This window comes from Pseudomonas kulmbachensis (assembly GCF_963681935.1).
Lineage (GTDB): Bacteria > Pseudomonadota > Gammaproteobacteria > Pseudomonadales > Pseudomonadaceae > Aquipseudomonas > Aquipseudomonas kulmbachensis.
Map to the genome: position 1 here is coordinate 1,081,886 of NZ_OY817088.1, position 20,694 is coordinate 1,102,579.

Below are 20,694 nucleotides of genomic sequence, written 5' to 3' on the forward strand. Positions count from 1 at the left end.
CAGGTCGTGGTTATTTCCTGGCGATGATCACTGCGCGCATCGGCGCGGGCAGGCCTTCAATGGTTTTGCTGTGATCATTGGGGTCGAGGTAGTCGCTCAGTGACTGGAATTTCATCCATTCGGTGGCGCGCTGTTCTTCGACCGTCGTGACGCTCACGTCAACACAGCGCACATCGCTGAAACCAGCGCGGCGCAACCAGCGCTCAAGCGCCGGGATCGAGGGCAGGAACCACACGTTGCGCATCTGCGCGTAGCGGTCTTCAGGCACCAGCACTTGATTCACGTCGCCTTCAATCACCAGCGTTTCCAGCACCAGTTCGCCGCCTTTGACCAGGCAGTCTTTCAATGCCAGCAAATGCTCGATGGGCGAACGGCGATGGTAGAACACGCCCATGGAAAACACCGTGTCAAAGCCTTCAAGGTTTGGCGGCAGGTCTTCAAACGGGAAGGGCAGGTGCCACGCGGCCTCTTGCTGCAAAAAGCGCTGCACCGCCTGGAACTGACAGAAGAACAGCCAGTTGGGGTCAACCCCGATCACGCTGTGGGCACCGGCACCGAGCATGCGCCACATGTAGTAGCCATTGCCGCAACCCACATCGAGGATGCGCTTGTGCTTGAGGTTGATGTGCGGCGCAACCCGCGACCATTTCCAGTCCGAGTGCCATTCGGTATCGACGTGTACACCAAACAGGTCGAACGGGCCCTTGCGCCAGGGTGACAGGCCCATCAGCGCCTGACGCATCTGCGCACGGGTTTCGTCGTCGCAGTCGGTGTCCAGAGTCAGGCCGTTGAGCAGATCGATCTCGGTCGGCATAACGTCAGGCAGCGCATCCAGCGCACTTTGCCAGCGCTCCAGATCGCCGTGGCCTTTGTCCATTTTGACGTCGAGCTGGGCTTGCAGGGTGTTGGCCCATTCAGCCAGTGGAGTGCCGGCCAGACGCCGGGCAAGAGGGGACAAATCAATCATGGCAAGGCAATCAACGAGGCAAAGTTAAGACACTGGAACCACGGCACGACTTTCGAGAACCCGGCCGCCAGCAGGCGTTCGCGGTGTTCTTCGAGGCTGTCGGGCTTCATGACGTTTTCGATGGCGCTGCGCTTTTGCGCGATTTCCAGATCGCTGTAGCCGTTGGCGCGCTTGAAGGCAACGTGCAGATCGGTCAGCAGCGCGTGTTCTTCGGGATCACTGAAGCGCAGTTTCTCCGAGAGAATCAGAGCACCGCCCGGCAGCAGCGATTGGCGGATACGACTCAGCAGTGCCAGACGCTCCTCTGGAGCAATAAACTGCAGGGTAAAGTTCAACGCCACCACCGACGCGGGCTCAAACGCCAGTGCCAGGATGTCGCCTTCGATCACTTCAACCGGCAACAACTCCTGGAACATCGAGTTTTGCCCATTGAGGTATTCGCGGCAGCGCTCGACCATCGCCGCCGAGTTGTCTACCGCGATCACCTTGCAGCCGTCGGTACGCACATGTCTACGCAGTGCCTGGGTGACTGCACCCAACGAGCTGCCCAGGTCGTACAGAACGCTGTCGGGCTGGGCAAACTGGGCTGCGAGCACACCAAGGTTTTCGACAATGGTGGGGTAGCCGGGCACCGAGCGCTTGATCATGTCCGGGAACACCCGCACCACGTCTTCGTTGAAGGCGAAGTCCGGCACCTGGGCCAGGGGCTGGGCGAAAATACGGTCGGGTTCTTTGCTCACGGCGGTTCCGGCGATGGAAATTTTAAAGGGGCGGCATTTTAGCCAAGTTAGCGCCGGGATGCGCGGTCTGTCTGATAAACCGTTCAGCGCTTGCCCTGAGAAAACACCGAGGCAGTAATGCCCCATTGGCCAAGCCAGTAACTGAGAATGATCAGGTAGGGTGCAGCGCCGAAGGGCAGAACAAAACGATCAATGCCAATCAGGCTGTCCGAGACCACGAATGCCAGCGCGCCGGCGGCTGCCAGCCAGGCTGAACCCTTGGAGATGCGGGTGCCCAGGCGGGCGAGGGCGCGCCACAGCATGGCACTGATGGCCAGAGCGTAGACCGCCACCGGAATCAGTAAATCGCCCAGGCCCTTGGCCGCCATCACACTGAACAGGCTAACACCTGCCAGCAGCGCCAATGCCAAGGCAAGCAAGGCCGGGCGACGGCAGTCCACGAGGTAGGCCTTGAGGTAAGCCAGGTGGGCGAACAAAAATGCGCCAAGCCCCCAAACAAACAGGTCCTGTGGCCAGGCCAGCAGAATGTCGCCCAGCAGGGAAAACAACAGGCCGAGGCTGATCCAGCGTCGATAGGGGCTGGGGCGAGCATCTTGCAGCCAGCCGAGCAATGCCAGTACCGGCACCGGTTTGCTCAGCAAACACAGCAACGTGGCATGCAGGCTGAGCCCGTACAGGTAAGTGCCAGCGCCCATTACCGCGAGGATCAGCCAAGCCATATCAGTTCACCGTGATTGGGCAGTCGAATACCTGGGCCGGTTCTGCCTCGGGTTCCCAGGGTTGTTGAGAGGTCAAGCGCAGGCGCCCGCTGCCAGCGGCAAACACCTGGAAACGCCAGGTCGAGAGCCCGCCGCTGCCCAGCAACTGACCATCGTCGCTGCTGCTGTAAACCTCCGGGCCGAGGCTGCGCAGCACGCCGCCAGCGGAGTCCTGAATGGCCCAACGGTAACCGGTGGTGGGGTTGCTTGGCAGCGACACAATCAGGTGCTGGCCAACGTGCAGTAGCTTGGGGCAGTCGCTTTGTTCTTCGACGGTAACGTTGTGTGCAGGCTGTTGCGCACAGGCCGTCAGCAGGCTGAGGCCGAGCAGAGGGATAAAACGTGCAAGGGGCATTGAAGGCTCCGGTCAGACAAACACAATGACGCAGCATAACCCATGATGGGCGCGGCGCCATTTGTCGGCTGCGGATCAGAAAGAGGCATGCGGCGGGCTGATCGTGAAATCGCCACACATCTCCAGGCTATTGCCGTTGTGGTCCAGGCATTCCATTGTGAACAGTCGGGCGCTGTAGCAGCTCTCGACCACACTCAGGTGCAGGGTGCCAATGTCGGCCTGGTTCAAGTGATAGAGCTCACGCCCGGCCACTTCAACGCATTCGATGTACGACATCGAGTGAACGGGGCCGTGTTCGCCTTTTTTGAACAGGTAAGTGCCGGACTGGATGTTGATGTCCAGGGTCAGGGAAACAGCACGATATACGGTTGAACCGAAGTCATCGAACTCGCCGGTAATGACAATTTTTTTCTGGCTGCTGGCAAAGGTCATTTCCTGAGCGGCAAACGCAGGGCGGTCGAGCAGCTCGGCTTTGAGTTCTCCCCGTGTTCTGGGGTTGAACACCTTCTGGCCTGACTCTTTTTGCCTGAGGACATCCGGGTTTTCAAACGCAGGATGATGAAGTGGCATGGTCGTCGGCTCCTGCGTTATTTTTGTGGGATTAGACTCTATTAGCGGCGGGAAACACTCAGGCGTCTACTGTCAGAAATGACAGTAGAGCCGTTTAAAGCACAACAGGTATGACACATAAAGGCTGTAGCCGCTGCCATTGGCTGTGATGGGCCGCGCAACGGCGAAGGCCCTTTGGTCTTGTCGCAGCCTGCGGCAGCGGCTACAGGGTTGTTTTAAAACAACACTTTGGCTACATCGGTAAAGCGTTTGGCGAAGTGCACGGTGATGCCTTCTTTCAAGTAATCGGGCAGTTCTTCGAAGTGGCCCCGGTTAGGCTCGGGCAGGATCAGTTCGTGAATTTTCTGCCTGCGCGCCGCAATTACTTTTTCACGCACGCCACCAATCGGCAAAACATGCCCGGTCAGAGTCAGCTCGCCAGTCATGGCAATGCCTTTCTTCGGCGGTTGATTACGTGCCAGTGACAGCAGCGCACTGGCCATGGTCACGCCTGCGCTCGGGCCGTCCTTGGGGGTTGCGCCTTCAGGCACGTGCAAGTGTACGAAGGCCTCATCGAAGAACTTGGGATCCCCGCCAAACTGCTTGAGGTTGGAGCTGATATAGCTATAGGCGATTTCGGCAGACTCTTTCATGACCTCGCCCAGTTGCCCGGTCAGCTTGAAACCGCGATTAAGGGTATGAATGCGCGTTGCCTCAATCGGCAACGTCGCGCCGCCCATGCTGGTCCAGGCCAGGCCGGTAATCACCCCGGTGCCGCTGATCACCTGCTCGTTACGGAACACCGGCATGCCCAGTGATGCTTCGAGATCCTTGGGCGCGATCTTGATCACCGCTTGCGGATCGTCGAGCAACTTGATCACCGCCTTGCGCACCAGTTTGCCCAACTGCTTCTCAAGCTGGCGCACCCCGGCCTCGCGGGCATAACCGTCGATCACCGCACGTAGGGCGCTGTCGCTGATGCTCAGGCTATTTTTGGATACCCCGGCTTTTTCCAGCTGTTTTGGCCACAGGTGACGCTTGGCGATCGCGACCTTTTCTTCCGTGATGTAACCCGAGAGGCGAATCACCTCCATGCGGTCGAGCAAGGGACCCGGGATCGAGTCCAGAGTGTTGGCAGTACAGACAAACAGCACCTTGGACAGGTCCAGGCGCAGGTCCAGGTAGTGATCGAGGAAGTCGACGTTCTGTTCCGGGTCCAGGGTCTCGAGCAAGGCAGATGCCGGATCACCCTGGAAGCTTTGGCCCATCTTGTCGATCTCGTCGAGCATGATCACCGGGTTCATCACTTCGACATCCTTGAGCGCCTGCACCAGCTTGCCCGGCTGAGCGCCAATGTAGGTACGGCGATGGCCTTTGATCTCGGCCTCATCGCGCATGCCACCGACGCTGAAGCGGTAAAACGGACGGCCCAGGGACTCGGCAATCGACTTGCCGACACTGGTTTTACCCACACCTGGCGGGCCTACCAGCAGCACAATCGAACCGCTCACCGAACCTTTGTAAGCGCCCACGGCGAGGAATTCGAGGATTCGGTTTTTGATGTCGTCCAGCCCGGCATGGTGAGCATCAAGCACTTTGCGCGCGTGCTTGAGGTCGAGCTTGTCCTGACCGAATACGCCCCATGGTACTGACGACGCCCAGTCCAGGTAGTTGCGGGTGACGGCGTACTCTGGCGATCCGGTTTCCAGGATCGACAACTTGTTGATCTCGTCATCGATACGCTTTTGCGCCTGGGGCGGCAGCGTCTTGCCTTCAAGGCGTTGCTTGAACTGCTCGATATCGGCGCTGCGATCGTCCTTGGTCAGGCCCAGTTCCTGCTGGATCACCTTGAGTTGTTCCTTGAGGAAAAACTCGCGCTGATGTTCGCCGATCTTGAGGTTAACCTCGGCCGAAATCTCTTTTTGCAGCCGCGCAACTTCGACTTCCTTGCGCAGCATGGGCAGCACTTTTTCCATGCGTTTGAGGATCGGGACGCAATCGAGCACCTGTTGCAGCTCGTTGCCGGTGGCTGACGTCAGCGCAGCTGCGAAGTCAGTCAGGGGCGATGGATCGTTGGGGCTAAAGCGATTGAGGTAGTTTTTCAGTTCTTCGCTGTACAGCGGATTGAGCGGCAGCAGCTCTTTGATCGCATTGATCAGCGCCATGCCGTACGCCTTCACCTCGTCGGAAGGATCCTTGTGTTGCTGCGGGTATTCGACCTCTACCAGATAGGGTGGGCGGTGATGTTTGAGCCAGGTGCTGATGCGCACGCGGGTCAGGCCCTGGGCCACGAATTGCAATTTGCCGTTTTCGCGGCTGGCGTGATGAACCTTCACCAACGTGCCGTATTCCGGCAGGCTTTTGGTGTCGAAATGGCGAGGATCATCGGGTGGTGTGTCGACAAAAAACAGCGCCAACGAGTGATGAGGCGACTTGCTGACCAATTCCAGGGTTTCGGCCCAGGGCTCTTCATTGACGATGACCGGCAGGACTTGTGCCGGGAAGAATGGCCGATTGTGGATCGGGATGATGTACACCTTGTCCGGCAGGTTCTGCTCAGGCAACGCCAGTTCAGTGCCTCCAGCGTGCGGTTGGTGTTCGGAGTGTTCTACCTCGGTGTATTCAGCGGTGTCGTCCGGAAATTCTTGCTGGTCGCTCATAGGGCACCTGCGCAATTGGGTATGGGTATTAGATGGGGCGCGGTGCCAGTGGTTTCAATGGTGAACAGAGTTTCATGATCAATTGGCGGCACAAGCGGTAGCTGGGTGAAGAAATTCTGTAGTCGCTGAGGAGCGTAGCGAGGCTGCTTCCGAGGCGCAGTCCTCGTACACCCGGTAAACGCAGTGTTTCTGAATTAACGGATTGAATGGTTGATGACTGCTGCGCAGCCGGACGCAGCCTCGCGGGGCTCGTCAGCGACTACAAGGTTTTGCATATTTCCCGATTGAAGAAATAAATAAGCAACCCCCCTGCGCTAGGCCTTTGTCGCCAACAACTTGACAGTAGACGGCCTGTATTTATTGGGTGATCTTCTTTGTGCGGCAGTTGGATCCCTAACAATAAAGATGGACTGAAAGGTCACTGGTCTGGCTTTTTCAAGGAAGTCGAGGGAACGCTTATGTGGGTATTGGCATTCACTCAATGGATTGAGGGCGCAGCATGAAGTTGCGTAACAGTTTTCAGGCGCGTATCAGCGTGTTTCTTGCGCTGCTCCTGTTATTGGTCATCGGTGCGGTGTACTTCGCCGTTAAAGCCGTGACCATTTCGGTGTCCCGCGATCAGGCGCAAGAACAGCTTAAAACCGGCACGCGGGTGTTTGAACGGTTTATGGATTTGCGCTGGAACCGCATTCAGTACGGCCTTGATTGGTTGACCAACGACTCGGGGTTTCGTGAAGCGACCATCAATGGCAGCCCTTCGTTGATAGAGCGTGTCTTGGCGGAGTTCGAATCGAGCCTGAAGGGCAGCGAGCTGTTTGTGCTGGATCTCGACGGCAGGCTTATCACCAGCACGCTCAAAGCCCTGCCGGCAGGGCAAGTGTTTCCTTATGCCGAGGCCTTGAAGCGGGCGCGTCGTACTTCTCAAACCATGGTGATCGGCATACTTGCTGGCAGGCCATACATGATGGTGCAAAGTGCGGTGCTGGCGCCGTTGCCCGTAGTGCGAGTGGTGTCGGGAATGCCGATGGGTGAAGCGTTCGCCCATGAGTTGAGCTCACTCAGTAACCTGCAGGTGTCGTTCCTGACGGTTAAACAAGGCGAGAGCGGAATACTGAAGGGGACTCAGCCGGACTTTATGAGTGCCAGTATTATCAAATGTGTAGACGAGCATACGCCGAGTTCAATGATCCATTTCAGCGAGATTCACGGTAAACGCTTTCTTGGGCAACTGTTGCAACTGGCCAATACCGCAGACCCGGGCAATGGGCAGGTGCTGGCGGTTTTACAAAGCCCTCTGGATGAGTCCATACAGGCGTTCAATTCGCTGGATCGCAAGTTTCTCTTGATCCTGGGGGCGGCGCTGCTCGCTTCATTGCTCGGCGCATTATGGCTGGCGCGTGCAGTTTCACGGCCAGTCAGCCTGCTGGCCGAGGCTGCGCAGCGCATTGGGCGGGGTCATTACGAAACTCCGGTGGAGCTCAAACGCAAGGATGAGCTTGGGTTTCTGGCCAGCGCAATCAATGCCATGCAAAGCGGGATTGCTGCACGGGAACAGCAACTGGTGCATAACACCCTGCACGACTCAGTCACAGGCTTACCCAATCGTACCTTGGTCATGGAACGTCTGGGCAGCGCCATCAGTGCACGACGCAGTGTGGTGTTGATCCATTTGAGTATCGAAAACTATCGTGTGATCAAGGACAGCACTGGCCCGGAGGGGGTAGAGCTGATCATGCGTGAATCCGCTCGCGTGATGCGCGAAACGCTACGCGAACACGATACGGCGGCATGCATCACGGGCAACGAGTTTTTGCTATTGCTCGAAAGCACCCAGGTTGATGCAGGTGTTGCGATGGCTGACCGGCTATATGCGTTATTGAGCTGTCCGCTGAGTATTGATGGGCATGAGGTGGTGCTGGAAATCTGCATGGGTATTGCCGCATACCCGCTTAACGGGCAAAGCGTTGATGAGCTGACCAGTCGTGCTGCAATTGCGTGCCGCGATGCCGCAGCCTTGCCGGGTTACTTGCAGGTATATCAGCAGGATCGCGACCTGGTTTATCAGCGGCAAATCCAGCTGATCAGGGACTTGCGCAATGCCGCTGATGACGGCCAGTTGTTTTTGCATTACCAGCCCAAACTGGATATTCGCAGTGGCCTTGTACGCCAGGCAGAAGCGCTGCTGCGCTGGCAGCACCCGGAACTGGGTCTGGTCTCACCGGCTGAATTTATCCCGCTGGCCGAGCGTACGGGCAGCATGTTGTTACTGACAGGGTGGGTGATTGAGGAAGGTATTCGTCAGTTGGCTGAGTGGAATCACAGGGGCTTGCATCTGCAACTGTCATTGAACATCTCTGCGGCGGATTTGCAGGGCGAAGATCTGTTGGTAGCCGTTGAAGGCCTGCTCAAGCGCTATGCGCTGTCTGCCGAACAGCTGATTTTCGAAATCACCGAAAGTACGGCCATGCACGACCCGGAACATTCGCTCAGCGTGCTTGAGAAACTGCGCGATGCCGGTATCAGTTTGTCGGTGGATGACTTTGGCACGGGTTATTCGTCGCTGGCTCACCTCAAGCGACTGCCAGTGCAAGAGCTGAAGATCGATCAATCGTTTATCCGTGACCTCGACGAAACCAGCGAAGACGCGGTGATCGTACGTTCAACCATCGAAATGAGCCACAACCTGGGGCTTAAGGTAGTGGCTGAGGGCGTTGAGTATCAACATACCCTTGACCTGCTGCAGCGCTGGCACTGCGACACGGCGCAGGGCTACCTGATCAGCCGCCCGCTGGATGCAGCGGCGTTTGAGGTCTGGTTATCGAACTCAAGTGCGATAGTTTGAGCTGTTGGGCAAGCTCAGTGCTACCCGACGATAAAGCCCGTTCACTCAAATCCGTGTGCCCACAACTGTGGGAGAGAGCCTGCTCGCGAAGGTCCACAGATGCACCGCCGACTTAACTGAACAGCATTGCGCTCATGAGTTTGGTTGGGTGATGTTCAACACGCGCACCAAAACCGTCATTAGTAGGCAGAGAGTGGCCAGATAAAGTGGATTTTGAACACTGAGCAGGCTGACGGTAAGTCCAACGAAAGCAGCTACCAGTTGATGAATTAATCCGCACAACGCCATTGAATAAGGCCCCTTGACTGGAGAGTGAGCACTGGCGGTGGACAAACTGATGGGGTAACTGATGGCTTGGCCGAGCACAATTAAACAGTAAGGCACCCATAGCAGCGCGGCAAATGTGGTATTAGCAATGACACCAAGCACCATCACGACACTGCCAGCTACCATGATACTTGTGGCGATGGCGCTCAGTTGCGATTGCCCACGGATCAAAACGTAGCGATTGACGATAAGCGATCCCAACACATAAGCCAGACTCATTGCCCATCCCAATGCGCCATACTCACTGACCGACCACTCATAAGTTGTCTGGAAAACCGAAGGGGCGGCCGTGTTGAAGCCAATAATGATTCCGTAACCCAGTCCACCAATCAGCGTAGGGCGCAGGAACGGCGCATGACGAAATATTGTCAGGTAATGCCTCCAGCAAACGGGTGTGCTACTTGCCTGGCGAGCACCTGAAAGCCAGCGATAAACACATCCGGCCTGAAGGGTGGCACCAATGGCCAAGCACCAGAAGGTAGCGGGCCAGCCAAAAGTGCTCATTAAAATTGCCCCCGCGTATTGCCCAACCCCTAATGAGATAACAAACGCGATGGATAGCCACGAAAGTGCTTTGGCGACTTGATTACCCTTAAAGTGTTGTGCCACAAGCGATCTGGCCATAACTGACATGCCGCTTGCAGCAAGTCCCTGCAAAAATCGAAGGGAGAGAAAGGTCTCAATCTGTACACAAGCGGCCAGCAGCGCGTTAGTCAAACTGAATATTAATAACGACGCAATCAAGACCGGTTTTATCCCCCATGCAGCTCCCCATTTACCCCATAGCAACATAGGCATAGCCATGCCCACCAGATAAGTCGGCAGTGATAAAGAAGCCAGGTTTTGCGTAGTGTTCAGTGAGAGGGCTATAGACGGCAGCGCTGGCAAGTACATCATCATGCCCAGTTGCGCCAGGAAGACGGTCAGGGAAGATAAGCTGATTAACAATGACGTCTGTAAGCACAGCATCCATATCACTCTTGAAAGGGGGAGGGGGCAATATTTGTACAGTGTGAGTGGGCAGAGGGAGGTCGTTAAGTGAGTGTTGGTAAGTTATTGTCCTGCCAGTACCTATGGACGAGATGACAAAAATTTTTTATCAGCTCTTGGGTCATGTCCGCGCGTAGAGTTACTCTTATTGCAGCTTGGTCTTTGGCCACGACTGGAAAAAATACAGAGGCCGTAAAAAAACCATTATTAGCAAGGTAGGAGACTGCATGAGTTGCTGTTTCAGGCTGTCCGCAATGGATAAGTCGAATGGCTGTAAAATTTCCCTGCTGCTTTGTTTTTACTAGGCTGTCGAAGAGTGCAGTGTTCGCTCTTAATTTATGTTGTAGTTGGTCTAATTCATCAGTGTAATGTAGCAAAATAGACGCTCGACCAGCACCAATGGCTGCACTGTTAAGACTTTGTGACCAGTTGCTGGGACCACCGTAGCGCAACGTTTTTTGTTTGTGTTCGGAGTTTCCGAACATGACGACGCCTCCACTAGCACCAAACGATTTTGCGAGAGATGCAACAATTATTGAGTTGTTGTCCAGCTCTTTAAGGTTTGATCTGATGTGTCCGGTGCCCTGCTTGCCTGTTGCAGATAGTGAGTGTGAGTCATCTATGTAAATAAACATGTTGTATCGGTCTTTCAAATACTGAATGGCCTCAATGTTTGCGACGCCTCCCATGCTGTATACACCATCGGCAATATAGGCGACACGTTGGTGTTTTTTGCACAGGTCCTCTAGGTAATTCATGTCGTTATGCGGGCAAGTTATAACCTCGGTTTCATCGGCGCAAGCAGCTTTTAAATGATTCATTGAGTAGTGAGCGTTTTTGTCAAAACACATAAGAGGAGCTGAGTTGTGGGTGAACGTCCCGGAGGCCAGCAAGGGGAGGATGCTTGCACTTGCTGCGCTGCATGAAAGTGTTGTGAGGCAGTGAGCGGAAAAAAGAGTTGATAGTTCTTGTTCGTAGAGTTCAAGGATATTAAGTTTGCAGCGATTTTTAGAGTTTGGGATGCGTAATGATCCGGTGTTTTTTAGCGCTTCAATAGCACCATTCAGCAGTGCAGGATGGTAATCGAGTCCAAGGTAAGAAGTAGTACAGAAATGATGAAATGTTCGGTTGTGCTGATCTCTGAAATGGTTGGTGCCCTCGATTATGACGTTAAGGTTGGATATTTTATTTAGATCGGCATTTTTCCAGTGGGTATCTGCCGTGGATATCATTTTTTTGTAGTTGCTGAATTTGTTTTTTTGATCCTTGCTGTCGGCCATCTTTGTTTTGCTCCTTGAAGAGTTCGAAGGCTTTTCCAAGGGCGTATTCTTAGCTTTCAGTGTTCGATGTGTATGTGGGAGGGTAGAGTTTTTTTTGTAAGAATTTGCTGGTTATATTGTGCAGCACTACTATAAGTAGAGGCGCTAAGTGAGGTTTTTCTTGGGGGTGCTGTTTTTATGGCCGTTCTAGTAATGCATTTTATGCGCCCATTGAATGATGCTCGTTTTGGTGAGCTTGTTTAATCGTGACAACACCCACAAAAAAGGCGGCTATCTCTCGATAGCCGCCTTTTTCATAACTCGCTGTAAAACTTACTCAGCCAGTTTAAACGCCATTACATAGTCACCTTTTTTGGTGCCCAAACCGCCATGACCACCCGCCATGACCAGCACATATTGGGTGCCGTCCTTGCCGGTGTAGGTCATTGGGGTGGTCTGGCCGCCAGCTGGCAGACGACCTTCCCACAGTACTTTGCCGTTGTTTACATCGTAAGCACGCAGGTACTGGTCAAGGGTACCGCTGAGGAAGGCAACGCCACCTGCGGTGGTGAAGGTCCCGCCCAGGCTTGGAACGCCCATCGACAATGGAATCGGAACCGGCGAGCTGTCACGCACGGTGCCGTTTTTGTGCTTCCAGATCACCTGGTTGTTGGTCAGGTCGACTGCTGCAACATAACCCCACGCCGGTGCTTGGCATGGCAGGCCCAGTGGTGACAGCAGAGGCTCCAGAATCACACCGTAAGGTGCGCCTTTGTTCGGTTGAACGCCGGAGGTTTCGCCTTTGCGTGGGCCCATGGCAGCTACGTCCGCCTGGGGAACCATTTTGGAGGTGAAAGCCATGTAGCTCGGGTTCAGGAATGCGATCTGGCGAACCGGGTCAACCGAGATGCCGCCCCAGTCAAATACGCCGAAGTTGCCTGGATACACGATCGAACCTTGCAGCGAAGGCGGGGTGTACATGCCATCGTAACGCAGGGATTTGAAGTGGATCCGGCACAGCATCTGGTCAAACGGGGTCACGCCCCACATGTCACGTTCGGTCAGAACCGGCGGGATCATGTTCAGGTCCGAACGAGGCTGGGTCGGCGCCGTGTGGTCGCCTTCTACTGCGCCGCCAGGAGCCGGGATCTCGTTGATCGGCACGATGGCTTCGCCGGTGCGACGGTCCATCACGTAGATGCTGCCTTGCTTGGTGGAAGCCAGCAGAGCCGGTTTCACGCCATCAGCGGTTTTCAGGTCCATCAGTGTTGGTTGACCACCTACGTCCATGTCCCACAGGTCATGGTGAGTCAGCGGACGATACCAGCGGACTTTACCGGTGTTGATGTCCAGGGCAGTGATGCCAGCGGCATAACGCTCGGAGTCTTCGGTACGGTCGCCACCATATTGGTCAGGCGTTTGGTTGCCCATCGGCAGGTACAGCATGCCGAGGTTTTCGTCGACGGCGAACATCGACCACATGTTTGGCGAGTTACGGGTGTAGGTTTCGCCTTCAGCAATCGGTGTGGTTTTTTCCGGGTTGCCGCTATCCCAGTTCCAAACCAGCTTGCCGGTACGTACGTCGTACGCACGGATCACGCCCGATGGCTCGTCAGTGGAGATGTTGTCGGTCACGTGGCCGCCAATCACCACCAGATCTTTGGTCACGGCAGGTGGCGAGGTGGAGTAGTAACCACCTGGTGCGAAGGTGCCGATGTTGTGACGCAGGTCAACTGCGCCATTGTCACCAAACTCTTCACACACTTTACCGGTGTCGGCGTTCAGGGCGATCAGACGGGTGTCAGCAGTCGGCAGGAACAGGCGACGCGGGCACGAGTTGCTGGATGTGGCAGCAGCAGGCTCGGCAGCGCTTTGTTCGGTGCTGACTTTGGCGTAGGCGTTTTCGTCGTGGTAAGTCACACCACGGCAGGTCATGTGCGCCCAGCCTTTGAAGTTGGCAGCGTTCTGAGTGCTGATCTTCGGGTCGTAGCGCCAGATTTCCTTGCCGGTGTCGGGGTCAAGAGCAATCACCTGGCTGTGTGGAGTACACACGTACAGCATGCCGTTGACTTTCAGCGGGGTGTTCTCGGCCGTTGTTTCGCCGGGATCGCCTTCGCCAGGAATGTCACCGGTGCGGAATGTCCAGGCTGGAACCAGCTTGTGGGCATTTTGCGGAGTGATTTCCTTGAGCGGTGAGTAGCGGTCACCAAAGGCGGTACGACCGTAGGACTGCCAGTCGCCATCCGGCATGGCCGGTGCGGCATTGGTCATGCCAGGTACGGCATCACGGTCCAGTTGCCCCTTGATTTCTCCAGGGCTGGTGAACTGGCTGGCCAGAGCAGCTAGGCCGGCCAATACCACGGCAATGCTCAGCGCGCCGGTAGCCATAGGTGCCGACTGACCGCGCAGAACCGGGCGACGGAACCATGGCAGCAGCAGAACGATACCGATAGCGAACCATACGGCCAGACGTGGCACCAATTGCCACCAGTCCAGACCCACTTCCATCAGTGCCCATACGGTGCTGGCGAACAGCACCAGAGCGTACAGAGCCAGTGCCGCACGGCGCCCTGCAATCAGCAGTGCACCCGACAAGCCAAAACCGATACCGGCCAGCAGGTAGTACCACGACCCGCCAAGCGTGACCAGTTTGATACCCCCGGCCAACATGGCCAGGCCCATTAGCAGCAGCAGGATACCGAGAAGGCTCGGTAGCAGGCGGCTTCGACTGAAAGCACCTTCAGTGCTCATAGTGTGGTTCTCCGTTGCGTTTGAGGTATTCCCGCGGGGGTGGGTCTTGAGGGACGAACCATCGCGGGAGTGGATCAGTTAAATAAGTGTTTGGTCGCAACCTTAAAGGTTGCTGTTGCAGCCCGTTGGTCAGAACGAACTTTGAATTTTCAGACCGCCAATCAACGCGTCATCCAGTTGGCTGACGCCACCGGGGTGGCGGATGTATTGCAAGTTCGGTCGAACGGTCAGCCAATTGGTCACGTGCACGCCGTAGTACAGTTCGGCGCTGTATTCCGTGTCCTGGGGTGGCAGGTAGTCAGGGTTGTCGAAGTCGTAGAGGGTGCGGGCCTGGTTGCTGGCCTGGGCGTTCTTGCGATAAGCCGGGTTGACATGAACCCGCGCCATGGCAAAGCCGATATCGTCCTTGGGACGGGCATCGAACACGCCTTTGTAGACGACGCCCGCCTGAACATAGTTGTCCACGGCGTTGGTCTTCTTGTCGTGCATAGTGGCATTGGCGAACACACTCAAGCCCCTCGACTGATCGCTGGCGCGGGTAGTGAGCTGTTGTTGCACGCCCAGCCATATCCCATGTTTGCTCGAACTGCTGCGATACGCCTCGCCGGTCAAGGCCGCGGGCTGGCCGTTGGCATCTTTGTAAACATCTGTTGCCTTGGCATTACTGTAGTAGTACCCCGCACGATATTCCCCTGGCAGGCCATTAATTTTTGGCGTCCACACCAGTTCAATCGGCAGCACTGCGCCTTGGGTGCCGCTACCGCTGAGTTTGAAACCGTTGCCGCGATCCAGGTTCGACGGGTTCTGCTCATAGGCGCCGACCTGTGCGTACAACTCGGGCGTCAGATGATATTTGACCCGCAGGGCCCATTGGCTGACAGGCCAGTTGTACCAAATGCTGCCGGCCCAGTTGCCGACCTGCGAGCCGCAGAATGCCAGGTTCTGGAAGTCACACGGGAAGCTGTTGAAGTCTTCGCCCTGGCCGAAACGACCGACCTTGATGTCGAGCTTCTGATCGAGGAACTTCTGCTGGTACCACATCTGGGTCAGGCGCGTGGTTTGACCGCGCCCCCAGACTTCCTGGGCCGAGGTGAAGCCGCCGACGCGTGGGTCGTTGATGCGGTCATTACTGATGTTGTTGCCGCTGCGCTGGGTAATCGTCAGTTGAAACTCGGCGTCATCCCAGCCCAGGATCTTCTGCAAGTCCAGGTGCGTGCCCAAACCGAACTGGTCGCTATAGCGCGCTGTACGGTCATGGTCGTAGCCGCCGTGCAGGTTCGAACCTACTTCGCCTACGTAGTCGAGGGAAAAGGAGTAACCCTTTTTTTCCAGTTCACTACGGGTGCCGCCCCAATCACCGAGCATCCACTTGGAGTCGCTGTCGAAGGCAGGAGCTGCCTGTACGCAGGTGGCCAGGCCAAAAGCGGTAATGCCGCCGATCAGAGTCAGGGCTTTTTGCCCGGCCATAGGCAATAGCGCGCTGTGCTTGCGCAAGTTCAGGAATGTGGACATAGGTCGAAATAGTGAGTCTTTATAGGTATGGCTGTGGCTGTGGGTAGCGCTGTCTTTGGAGGCAGGACTCACACATAGAGATTCAAGGGCCGGGTGAATCGTTTAAGCCCTTGGTGATGAAATGATAAAGGGATGAATCGTTTAGAAACAGCACTTTAAGTGACATGCATCATTTCGGATTCGGTAACAGTGTGCTGCGACCGTTCGCCCCAGGGCGTTTTTGTCGCGGCCTCCCTTGATTGGAGGCCGCGTATTTACTGATGTGCAGCTTAAAATGTGGTGCGTAGGCCGACTTCGATACCGCGTCCTGGCGCGGGTGCTATGTCACGCAAAATAGAACTGGCATAACGCACGGTCTGGTTGGTCAAATTGTCGCCTTTGACGAATGCCAGCCATTGGCTGCTACCGACATCAAAGTGATAACCGGCGCTGGCGCCCAGGGTGGTGTAGCCGTCGGTGCCGGATTCATTGGCCGGCACGCGGCCCTGATTGCTGGCGTGTTCGACATCGACCCTTGCCTGCCAGCGGTCCAGCTCCCACAGCAGACCACTGCTCAGGCGCAAGGGGGCAATACGTGGCAATGCTTCGCCGGTATCGAGGTTGGTGGCGCGGGTGTAGTCCCCCGACAGCTCAAGGGCGAACTTACCGTAAGCGCTTTCACCCAACTTCCAGTGATCCTTGGCTTCAAAGCCAGTGAAGCGTGCCCGTACCCCGGAATAGGTGTATTCGGGAATGCCATCTGCGTCAGGTTCACCTTCGTCATTCAGGGTGCGACCTGTGCCCAGCAAGCCGATGTAATTGGAGAAGTGGCTGTAGAACACGCCGACACTGCCTTTGTGGGTGCCATTGTCAAAGCGCAGTGCCAGATCGCTGGAGACGGCTTTTTCTTTCGCCAGATTGGCGTTGCCCACTTCATAGGTGCCGGTGGCGACGTGGGCGCCATTGGCGTACAGCTCGTAGAACGTTGGTGCGCGTTCGGTGTAGCCCAAGGTAGCGGCCAGCGACCAGATCGGGGTGAGGGTGAACACGGCGCCTGAAGACAGGCTGCCCGAGGTGAAGCTTTTGGAACTGTCGGCCGCCGCAAAGCGCTCGTTGCCCTTGGCATCGGGGTCGACCACGGTGTGTTCCAGGCGCCCGCCGAGGCTGAGCTTGAGTCGGTCGGTGGCTTGCAGTTCTTCGAGAATAAACAGTGCGCCGCTGTTGGTGTCGGTCTGCGGCACGAAAGCCTCTTCGCCCAGGGCCGAAAACTCATTGCGATTGACCTGTGCTCCGACGATGCCTTCGAGCGGGCCAATGGGTACATGGCGCGCTTCAACGCGGGCTTCGTAGCCTTTGTTTTTGAAGGTAGTACCGACTTCGCCGCCCTCGATTTCACGGTGTTCGTAATCGGTGTAACCGGCGTCCATTTTCAGTGAGCTGAAGGGGCCTTGCAGATTGCGGATTTCCGAGGCGAAGGCGTAGTGATCCTGCTTCATGCGGATGCGTACGTCCTGCTCGGCCGGTGATCCGTAGTTGGCGTCGTAAGTGCTGTAGGACAGACCTGCGTAACCATCCTCCCAAGTGTAGGAGCCGCCCACGGCACCCCCGTCCTGACGGCCATTACTGTTGCCCAAACGGCCTTTCTTTTCGTCGCCATCGTCGCTTTCAGGGGCATGACGGCTGCGGGCATAGCCAGGGATTTTCAGGTCATTGAACTCGCGGGCGTTGGCATCCAGATGCAGGGCGAAGGTGCCATCACCGGCTTCCAGTTTGCCGGCACTGCTGCGGGTTGTGTCAGCGCCGCCGTAGCGCAGTTCGCCCGCGCCGTGAATGCCGTCGATAGCGGCGGTGGGGATGCGGTTGTCGAAGGTGTTGACCACGCCACCAATGGCATTGCCGCCGTACAGCAGGGCTGCCGGGCCGCGCACTATTTCGATGCGTTCAACGTTGACCGGGTCCAGCGGTACGGCGTGATCATATGACAGCGACGAGGCATCCAGTGCTCCGACACCGTTGCGCAGGATGCGGATACGGTCGCCATCCAGTCCGCGAATGATCGGTCGGCTGGCGCCTGGGCCGAAGTAGGAAGAAGACACGCCCGGCTGCTTGTTGAGGGTTTCGCCCAAGCTGCCTTGCTGCAGCAGGGTAAGGTCGTCGCCTTCCAGCACGGTGGTTGGCGAGGCCAGTTGGCTGTTGCCCAGTGGGTTGCCGGTAATCACTTGCGGTTGCAGTTCAAGGGCGTAGGCCGGGGAGGCGAGGAGCAGTGCAGTGGCGAGTGGTGTTAGACGAAGACGTCGCAGGTGACGCGGGAAGGCAGGGGAGGACATTGCAAGTTCCTTGGCAAGGGTGGAGAAGAAAGCGGCGCTGAGCGCTCTTTGAATCGAAAGCTATAGTTACAATATAACATTACTTTCATGCTCTCCTAGCGGAACTTTCATTCGTGCCTCGAGTCAGGGCTAGACTTGCTCCGTACCGAATGCACTTCCCCCTGAGCAGGTGCTCGGCTAAGGTGCGCGGCTTTCTCTCTTTTGCTTTAAAGGCCCGGCATGACTGAACCCAACAACAACCCATTGCACGGCGTGACGCTGGAACAGATCCTCACTGCGCTGGTGGCGCATTACGAGTGGGAAGGTCTGGCCGAGCGTATTGATATTCGCTGCTTCAAGAGCGACCCGAGCATCAAGTCGAGCCTGACGTTCCTGCGTAAAACGCCGTGGGCGCGGGAAAAAGTTGAAAAACTGTATGTGAAATACGCTCGCACCAAACGCGAGCTTTGATCTGCGTATGAGTGCAGTGACAAAGCACAGACTTTGCGTCGCGATGGCGATCCTGGGCTGGAGCGGTTTGGCGATTCAGCTTGAACTGGTGCTGTTCGCTCGCTGGGCGAGCGGCGCAAGTGTGGTGGGCGGGCTGGTGAGTTACTTCAGTTTTTTTACCATTCTGACCAACACCCTGGCGGCCACCGTACTGACTTATGCGGCAGACACCAGGGTATCCAGGGGCAGGACGTTTTTCTTGCAGCCGTGGGTCGGTAGCGGTATTGCCGTCAGCATTATTGTGGTGGGTGCGGCGTATAGCTTACTGCTGCGCCAGCTCTGGCAGCCTGAAGGTTTGCAGTGGCTGGCCAACGAAATACTGCACGATGTGATGCCGCTGCTGTTTGCGTTGTACTGGTGGTTTTGTGTGCCCAAGGGTTCATTGCGGGCCTGTCATATCGGGCTTTGGGTTGTGTATCCGCTGATGTATTTCGCCTACATCCTGCTGCGAGGGCACCTGCTGGGTGTGTACCCATATCCGTTTGTAGATGTCGAAAAGATTGGCTATGCGCAGACGTTTATCAATGCCAGCGGGATCTTGGCGGGGTTTGTTGCGGTGGCGCTGGTAGTGATGGCGGTGGATCGTCGGTCTGGAACACGCGCGTAGCCGCTGCCGAAGGAACGAGGCTGCGGCTACAAGATGTCGAGAGCAATTACTCTTCTGTACTACCATCCAACCGCCAGTAGCCAACAGCTTTGACGAACTCTTCGTTCAAACCGTGGGTGTCCAGTAGGACTCTGCGCACTTTGCGCGACAGGCCGCTTTCCGTGGCGACCCAAGCGTACAACTCGCCAGTCGGGATGCTCAGGCCCTCAACCGTGTTGAGCAGGTCCTGCTCAGGGGCGTCGCGATGTACCCAGATCACCTCAACCGATGCAGCGCTGTTCAGTGGTTGTTCCTCAAGGGCGTTCTCCACCTCGACCACCACTAAAGCACGGCGATTGGCTGGCAGTTCTTCCAGGCGTGGGGCGATGGCTGGCAATGCGGTTTCGTCACCGATCAGCAGGTAACTGTCGAAGATGTCCGGCACCACCATCGAACCGCGTGGTCCGCCGATATGCAGGAGTTGACCGGGTGCGGCCTGAGCGGCCCAGGTAGCGGCTGGGCCGTCCCCGTGCAGTACAAAGTCGATATCCAGCTCAAAGCTGTTCAAGTCATAACGACGCGGGGTGTAGTCGCGCATCGGCGGCATGGCGTTGCCTTTTTGACCTGCGCTCAATTGCAGATTTTCCAGGGCTGTCTGTTCTTCAGCGTTTTGCGGGAAAAACAGTTTTACGTGGTCATCGCTGCCCAAGCTGATAAAACCTGCCAACTCAGGCCCGCCCAGGGTAATGCGGCGCATGCGCGGGGTCAGGTCGACGACTCGCAGCACTTCAAGTTTGCGACGTTTGATTTCATGCATGACCCGGTGAATGGTCTGTGGGTTTGCGGCATTCATTCAGCGTTCTCCTGCGTAGGCTGGGCAGTAACAGGGCCATCGACGATGGCTTTGGCGGTGTTGTTGAGCAGATCGCGCACCCGCAGGATCTCTTCGGGGCTCCAGCGACCGTGGTGCATTTGCAGGGCATGGCGCAGGTTGTGCACCGCCTCGTGGATTTCTGCGGGGCGATCATGGCCGCGCAAGGAGCGTTTGCTGACATCGATGCGCATGCGCACGCCGTCCAGGGCAATAGCTTGGTCGGCCAGGGACTGGCGGCCAAGGTCGGTCACGCAATAGCGTTTTTTCCCGCCTTGCGCGTCGCCTTGAATCATTTCGCTTTCTTCAAGAAAGGTCAGTGTGGGGTAAATCACGCCGGGGCTCGGGCTGTAGGCGCCGTCGAATAAACCTTCGATCTGGCGGATCAGGTCGTAGCCGTGGCAAGGCTGCTCGGCGATCAGTGCCAGCAGCAATAATTTCAAATCACCAGGGGCAAATACTCGGGGGCCGCGGCCGCCACGTTCGCGACCGGTACGCTTCTCAAAACCGTCCTGGCCCGTGCCATGTTCGCGATGATGGGGATGATGTTCGCTCATTTCTCTTCGTCCTCTTTTTAAGTTAGATACAACTTAAGATATATCTTAAGAAATGTAAAAACTCGGACGACGAACGGTAATTATTCTCAACTGTGTTGCGAAACCCTGTAGCCGCTGCCTCAGGCTGCGAAAGGTTGCGCAGCGACCTCTGCTTTTGGATCTGAAGCGAAGGTCC

16 protein-coding genes are annotated in these 20,694 nt (G+C 56.5%); 3 read left to right on the forward strand and 13 right to left on the reverse strand.

All coding sequences use genetic code 11. The features are described 5' to 3' along the window. Window positions 1–10: 10 nt before the first annotated feature. The 6 genes from cmoB to lon form a co-directional block, all read right to left on the reverse strand. A complete protein-coding gene (gene cmoB, locus U5A05_RS05135) occupies window positions 11–967 on the reverse strand; it encodes a tRNA 5-methoxyuridine(34)/uridine 5-oxyacetic acid(34) synthase CmoB (RefSeq protein ID WP_261741089.1) in 957 nt (318 codons plus the stop codon). Then, entirely contained in the window at window positions 964–1,707 is a 744-nt protein-coding gene (gene cmoA, locus U5A05_RS05140) for a carboxy-S-adenosyl-L-methionine synthase CmoA (protein ID WP_261741090.1), read from the reverse strand. Before cmoA ends, cmoB begins: the two co-directional genes overlap by 4 nt. A gap of 83 nt (window positions 1,708–1,790) precedes the next feature. Beyond that, window positions 1,791–2,426, reverse strand: a complete 636-nt coding sequence (locus U5A05_RS05145; protein ID WP_261741091.1) for a lysoplasmalogenase — start codon at window positions 2,424–2,426, stop codon at window positions 1,791–1,793. Window position 2,427: 1 nt separating this feature from the next. After that, window positions 2,428–2,820, reverse strand: coding sequence for a protease inhibitor I42 family protein (locus tag U5A05_RS05150; protein WP_321835881.1), 393 nt, complete (start codon window positions 2,818–2,820; stop codon window positions 2,428–2,430). Window positions 2,821–2,895: 75 nt separating this feature from the next. Then, entirely contained in the window at window positions 2,896–3,390 is a 495-nt protein-coding gene (locus U5A05_RS05155) for a hypothetical protein (protein ID WP_261741093.1), read from the reverse strand. Window positions 3,391–3,605: 215 nt separating this feature from the next. Then, on the reverse strand, window positions 3,606–6,029 hold the full coding sequence (gene lon, locus U5A05_RS05160; protein WP_321835882.1) for an endopeptidase La: 2,424 nt from the start codon (window positions 6,027–6,029) through the stop codon (window positions 3,606–3,608). A 499-nt stretch (window positions 6,030–6,528) separates the two neighbouring features. Here lon and U5A05_RS05165 point away from each other — a divergent pair, with 499 nt between their 5' ends. Next, on the forward strand, window positions 6,529–8,871 hold the full coding sequence (locus U5A05_RS05165) for a bifunctional diguanylate cyclase/phosphodiesterase (RefSeq protein ID WP_321835883.1): 2,343 nt from the start codon (window positions 6,529–6,531) through the stop codon (window positions 8,869–8,871). 132 nt (window positions 8,872–9,003) lie between these two features. Here U5A05_RS05165 and U5A05_RS05170 read toward each other — a convergent pair whose 3' ends face one another. From U5A05_RS05170 to U5A05_RS05190, 5 genes are all read right to left on the reverse strand, one after another. Beyond that, window positions 9,004–10,167, reverse strand: coding sequence for an MFS transporter (locus U5A05_RS05170; RefSeq protein ID WP_321835884.1), 1,164 nt, complete (start codon window positions 10,165–10,167; stop codon window positions 9,004–9,006). 65 nt (window positions 10,168–10,232) lie between these two features. Next, complete coding sequence (locus U5A05_RS05175) at window positions 10,233–11,468, reverse strand: aminotransferase class I/II-fold pyridoxal phosphate-dependent enzyme (protein ID WP_321835885.1); 1,236 nt, start codon at window positions 11,466–11,468, stop codon at window positions 10,233–10,235. A gap of 312 nt (window positions 11,469–11,780) precedes the next feature. Continuing rightward, the gene (locus tag U5A05_RS05180) at window positions 11,781–14,198 is read right to left on the reverse strand and encodes a glucose/quinate/shikimate family membrane-bound PQQ-dependent dehydrogenase (RefSeq protein ID WP_321835886.1); all 2,418 of its coding nucleotides are present in this window, start codon (window positions 14,196–14,198) and stop codon (window positions 11,781–11,783) included. 129 nt (window positions 14,199–14,327) lie between these two features. Then, complete coding sequence (locus tag U5A05_RS05185) at window positions 14,328–15,710, reverse strand: carbohydrate porin (RefSeq protein WP_321836489.1); 1,383 nt, start codon at window positions 15,708–15,710, stop codon at window positions 14,328–14,330. Between the two features lie 269 nt (window positions 15,711–15,979). Continuing rightward, on the reverse strand, window positions 15,980–18,016 hold the full coding sequence (locus U5A05_RS05190; protein ID WP_261741099.1) for a TonB-dependent receptor: 2,037 nt from the start codon (window positions 18,014–18,016) through the stop codon (window positions 15,980–15,982). Window positions 18,017–18,235: 219 nt separating this feature from the next. On the opposite strand from U5A05_RS05190, the gene U5A05_RS05195 reads away from it, so the two are divergent. Next, window positions 18,236–18,466, forward strand: coding sequence for a VF530 family protein (locus U5A05_RS05195; protein WP_003443274.1), 231 nt, complete (start codon window positions 18,236–18,238; stop codon window positions 18,464–18,466). 7 nt (window positions 18,467–18,473) lie between these two features. Beyond that, window positions 18,474–19,112 carry a Pr6Pr family membrane protein gene (locus U5A05_RS05200; RefSeq protein ID WP_261741100.1) on the forward strand — a complete coding sequence of 213 codons (639 nt, stop codon included), beginning with the start codon at window positions 18,474–18,476 and terminating at the stop codon, window positions 19,110–19,112. 46 nt (window positions 19,113–19,158) lie between these two features. Here U5A05_RS05200 and U5A05_RS05205 read toward each other — a convergent pair whose 3' ends face one another. Further along, entirely contained in the window at window positions 19,159–19,944 is a 786-nt protein-coding gene (locus U5A05_RS05205) for a siderophore-interacting protein (RefSeq protein WP_321835887.1), read from the reverse strand. Continuing rightward, on the reverse strand, window positions 19,941–20,519 hold the full coding sequence (locus tag U5A05_RS05210) for a PadR family transcriptional regulator (RefSeq protein WP_261741102.1): 579 nt from the start codon (window positions 20,517–20,519) through the stop codon (window positions 19,941–19,943). The genes U5A05_RS05205 and U5A05_RS05210 overlap by 4 nt, the downstream gene beginning before the upstream one ends. Window positions 20,520–20,694: the final 175 nt, after the last annotated feature.

Excerpts from the sequence above, each read along its gene's own strand:
- cmoB (WP_261741089.1), bottom strand. The coding sequence starts at position 967 with ATGATTGATTTGTCCCCTCTTGCCCGGCGTCTGGCCGGCACTCCACTG.
- U5A05_RS05145 (WP_261741091.1), bottom strand. The coding sequence starts at position 2,426 with ATGGCTTGGCTGATCCTCGCGGTAATGGGCGCTGGCACTTACCTGTAC.
- U5A05_RS05150 (WP_321835881.1), bottom strand. The coding sequence starts at position 2,820 with ATGCCCCTTGCACGTTTTATCCCTCTGCTCGGCCTCAGCCTGCTGACG.
- U5A05_RS05155 (WP_261741093.1), bottom strand. The coding sequence starts at position 3,390 with ATGCCACTTCATCATCCTGCGTTTGAAAACCCGGATGTCCTCAGGCAA.
- lon (WP_321835882.1), bottom strand. The coding sequence starts at position 6,029 with ATGAGCGACCAGCAAGAATTTCCGGACGACACCGCTGAATACACCGAG.
- U5A05_RS05165 (WP_321835883.1), top strand. The coding sequence starts at position 6,529 with ATGAAGTTGCGTAACAGTTTTCAGGCGCGTATCAGCGTGTTTCTTGCG.
- U5A05_RS05170 (WP_321835884.1), bottom strand. The coding sequence starts at position 10,167 with ATGCTGTGCTTACAGACGTCATTGTTAATCAGCTTATCTTCCCTGACC.
- U5A05_RS05175 (WP_321835885.1), bottom strand. The coding sequence starts at position 11,468 with ATGGCCGACAGCAAGGATCAAAAAAACAAATTCAGCAACTACAAAAAA.
- U5A05_RS05180 (WP_321835886.1), bottom strand. The coding sequence starts at position 14,198 with ATGAGCACTGAAGGTGCTTTCAGTCGAAGCCGCCTGCTACCGAGCCTT.
- U5A05_RS05185 (WP_321836489.1), bottom strand. The coding sequence starts at position 15,710 with ATGTCCACATTCCTGAACTTGCGCAAGCACAGCGCGCTATTGCCTATG.
- U5A05_RS05190 (WP_261741099.1), bottom strand. The coding sequence starts at position 18,016 with ATGTCCTCCCCTGCCTTCCCGCGTCACCTGCGACGTCTTCGTCTAACA.
- U5A05_RS05195 (WP_003443274.1), top strand. The coding sequence starts at position 18,236 with ATGACTGAACCCAACAACAACCCATTGCACGGCGTGACGCTGGAACAG.
- U5A05_RS05200 (WP_261741100.1), top strand. The coding sequence starts at position 18,474 with ATGAGTGCAGTGACAAAGCACAGACTTTGCGTCGCGATGGCGATCCTG.
- U5A05_RS05205 (WP_321835887.1), bottom strand. The coding sequence starts at position 19,944 with ATGAATGCCGCAAACCCACAGACCATTCACCGGGTCATGCATGAAATC.
- U5A05_RS05210 (WP_261741102.1), bottom strand. The coding sequence starts at position 20,519 with ATGAGCGAACATCATCCCCATCATCGCGAACATGGCACGGGCCAGGAC.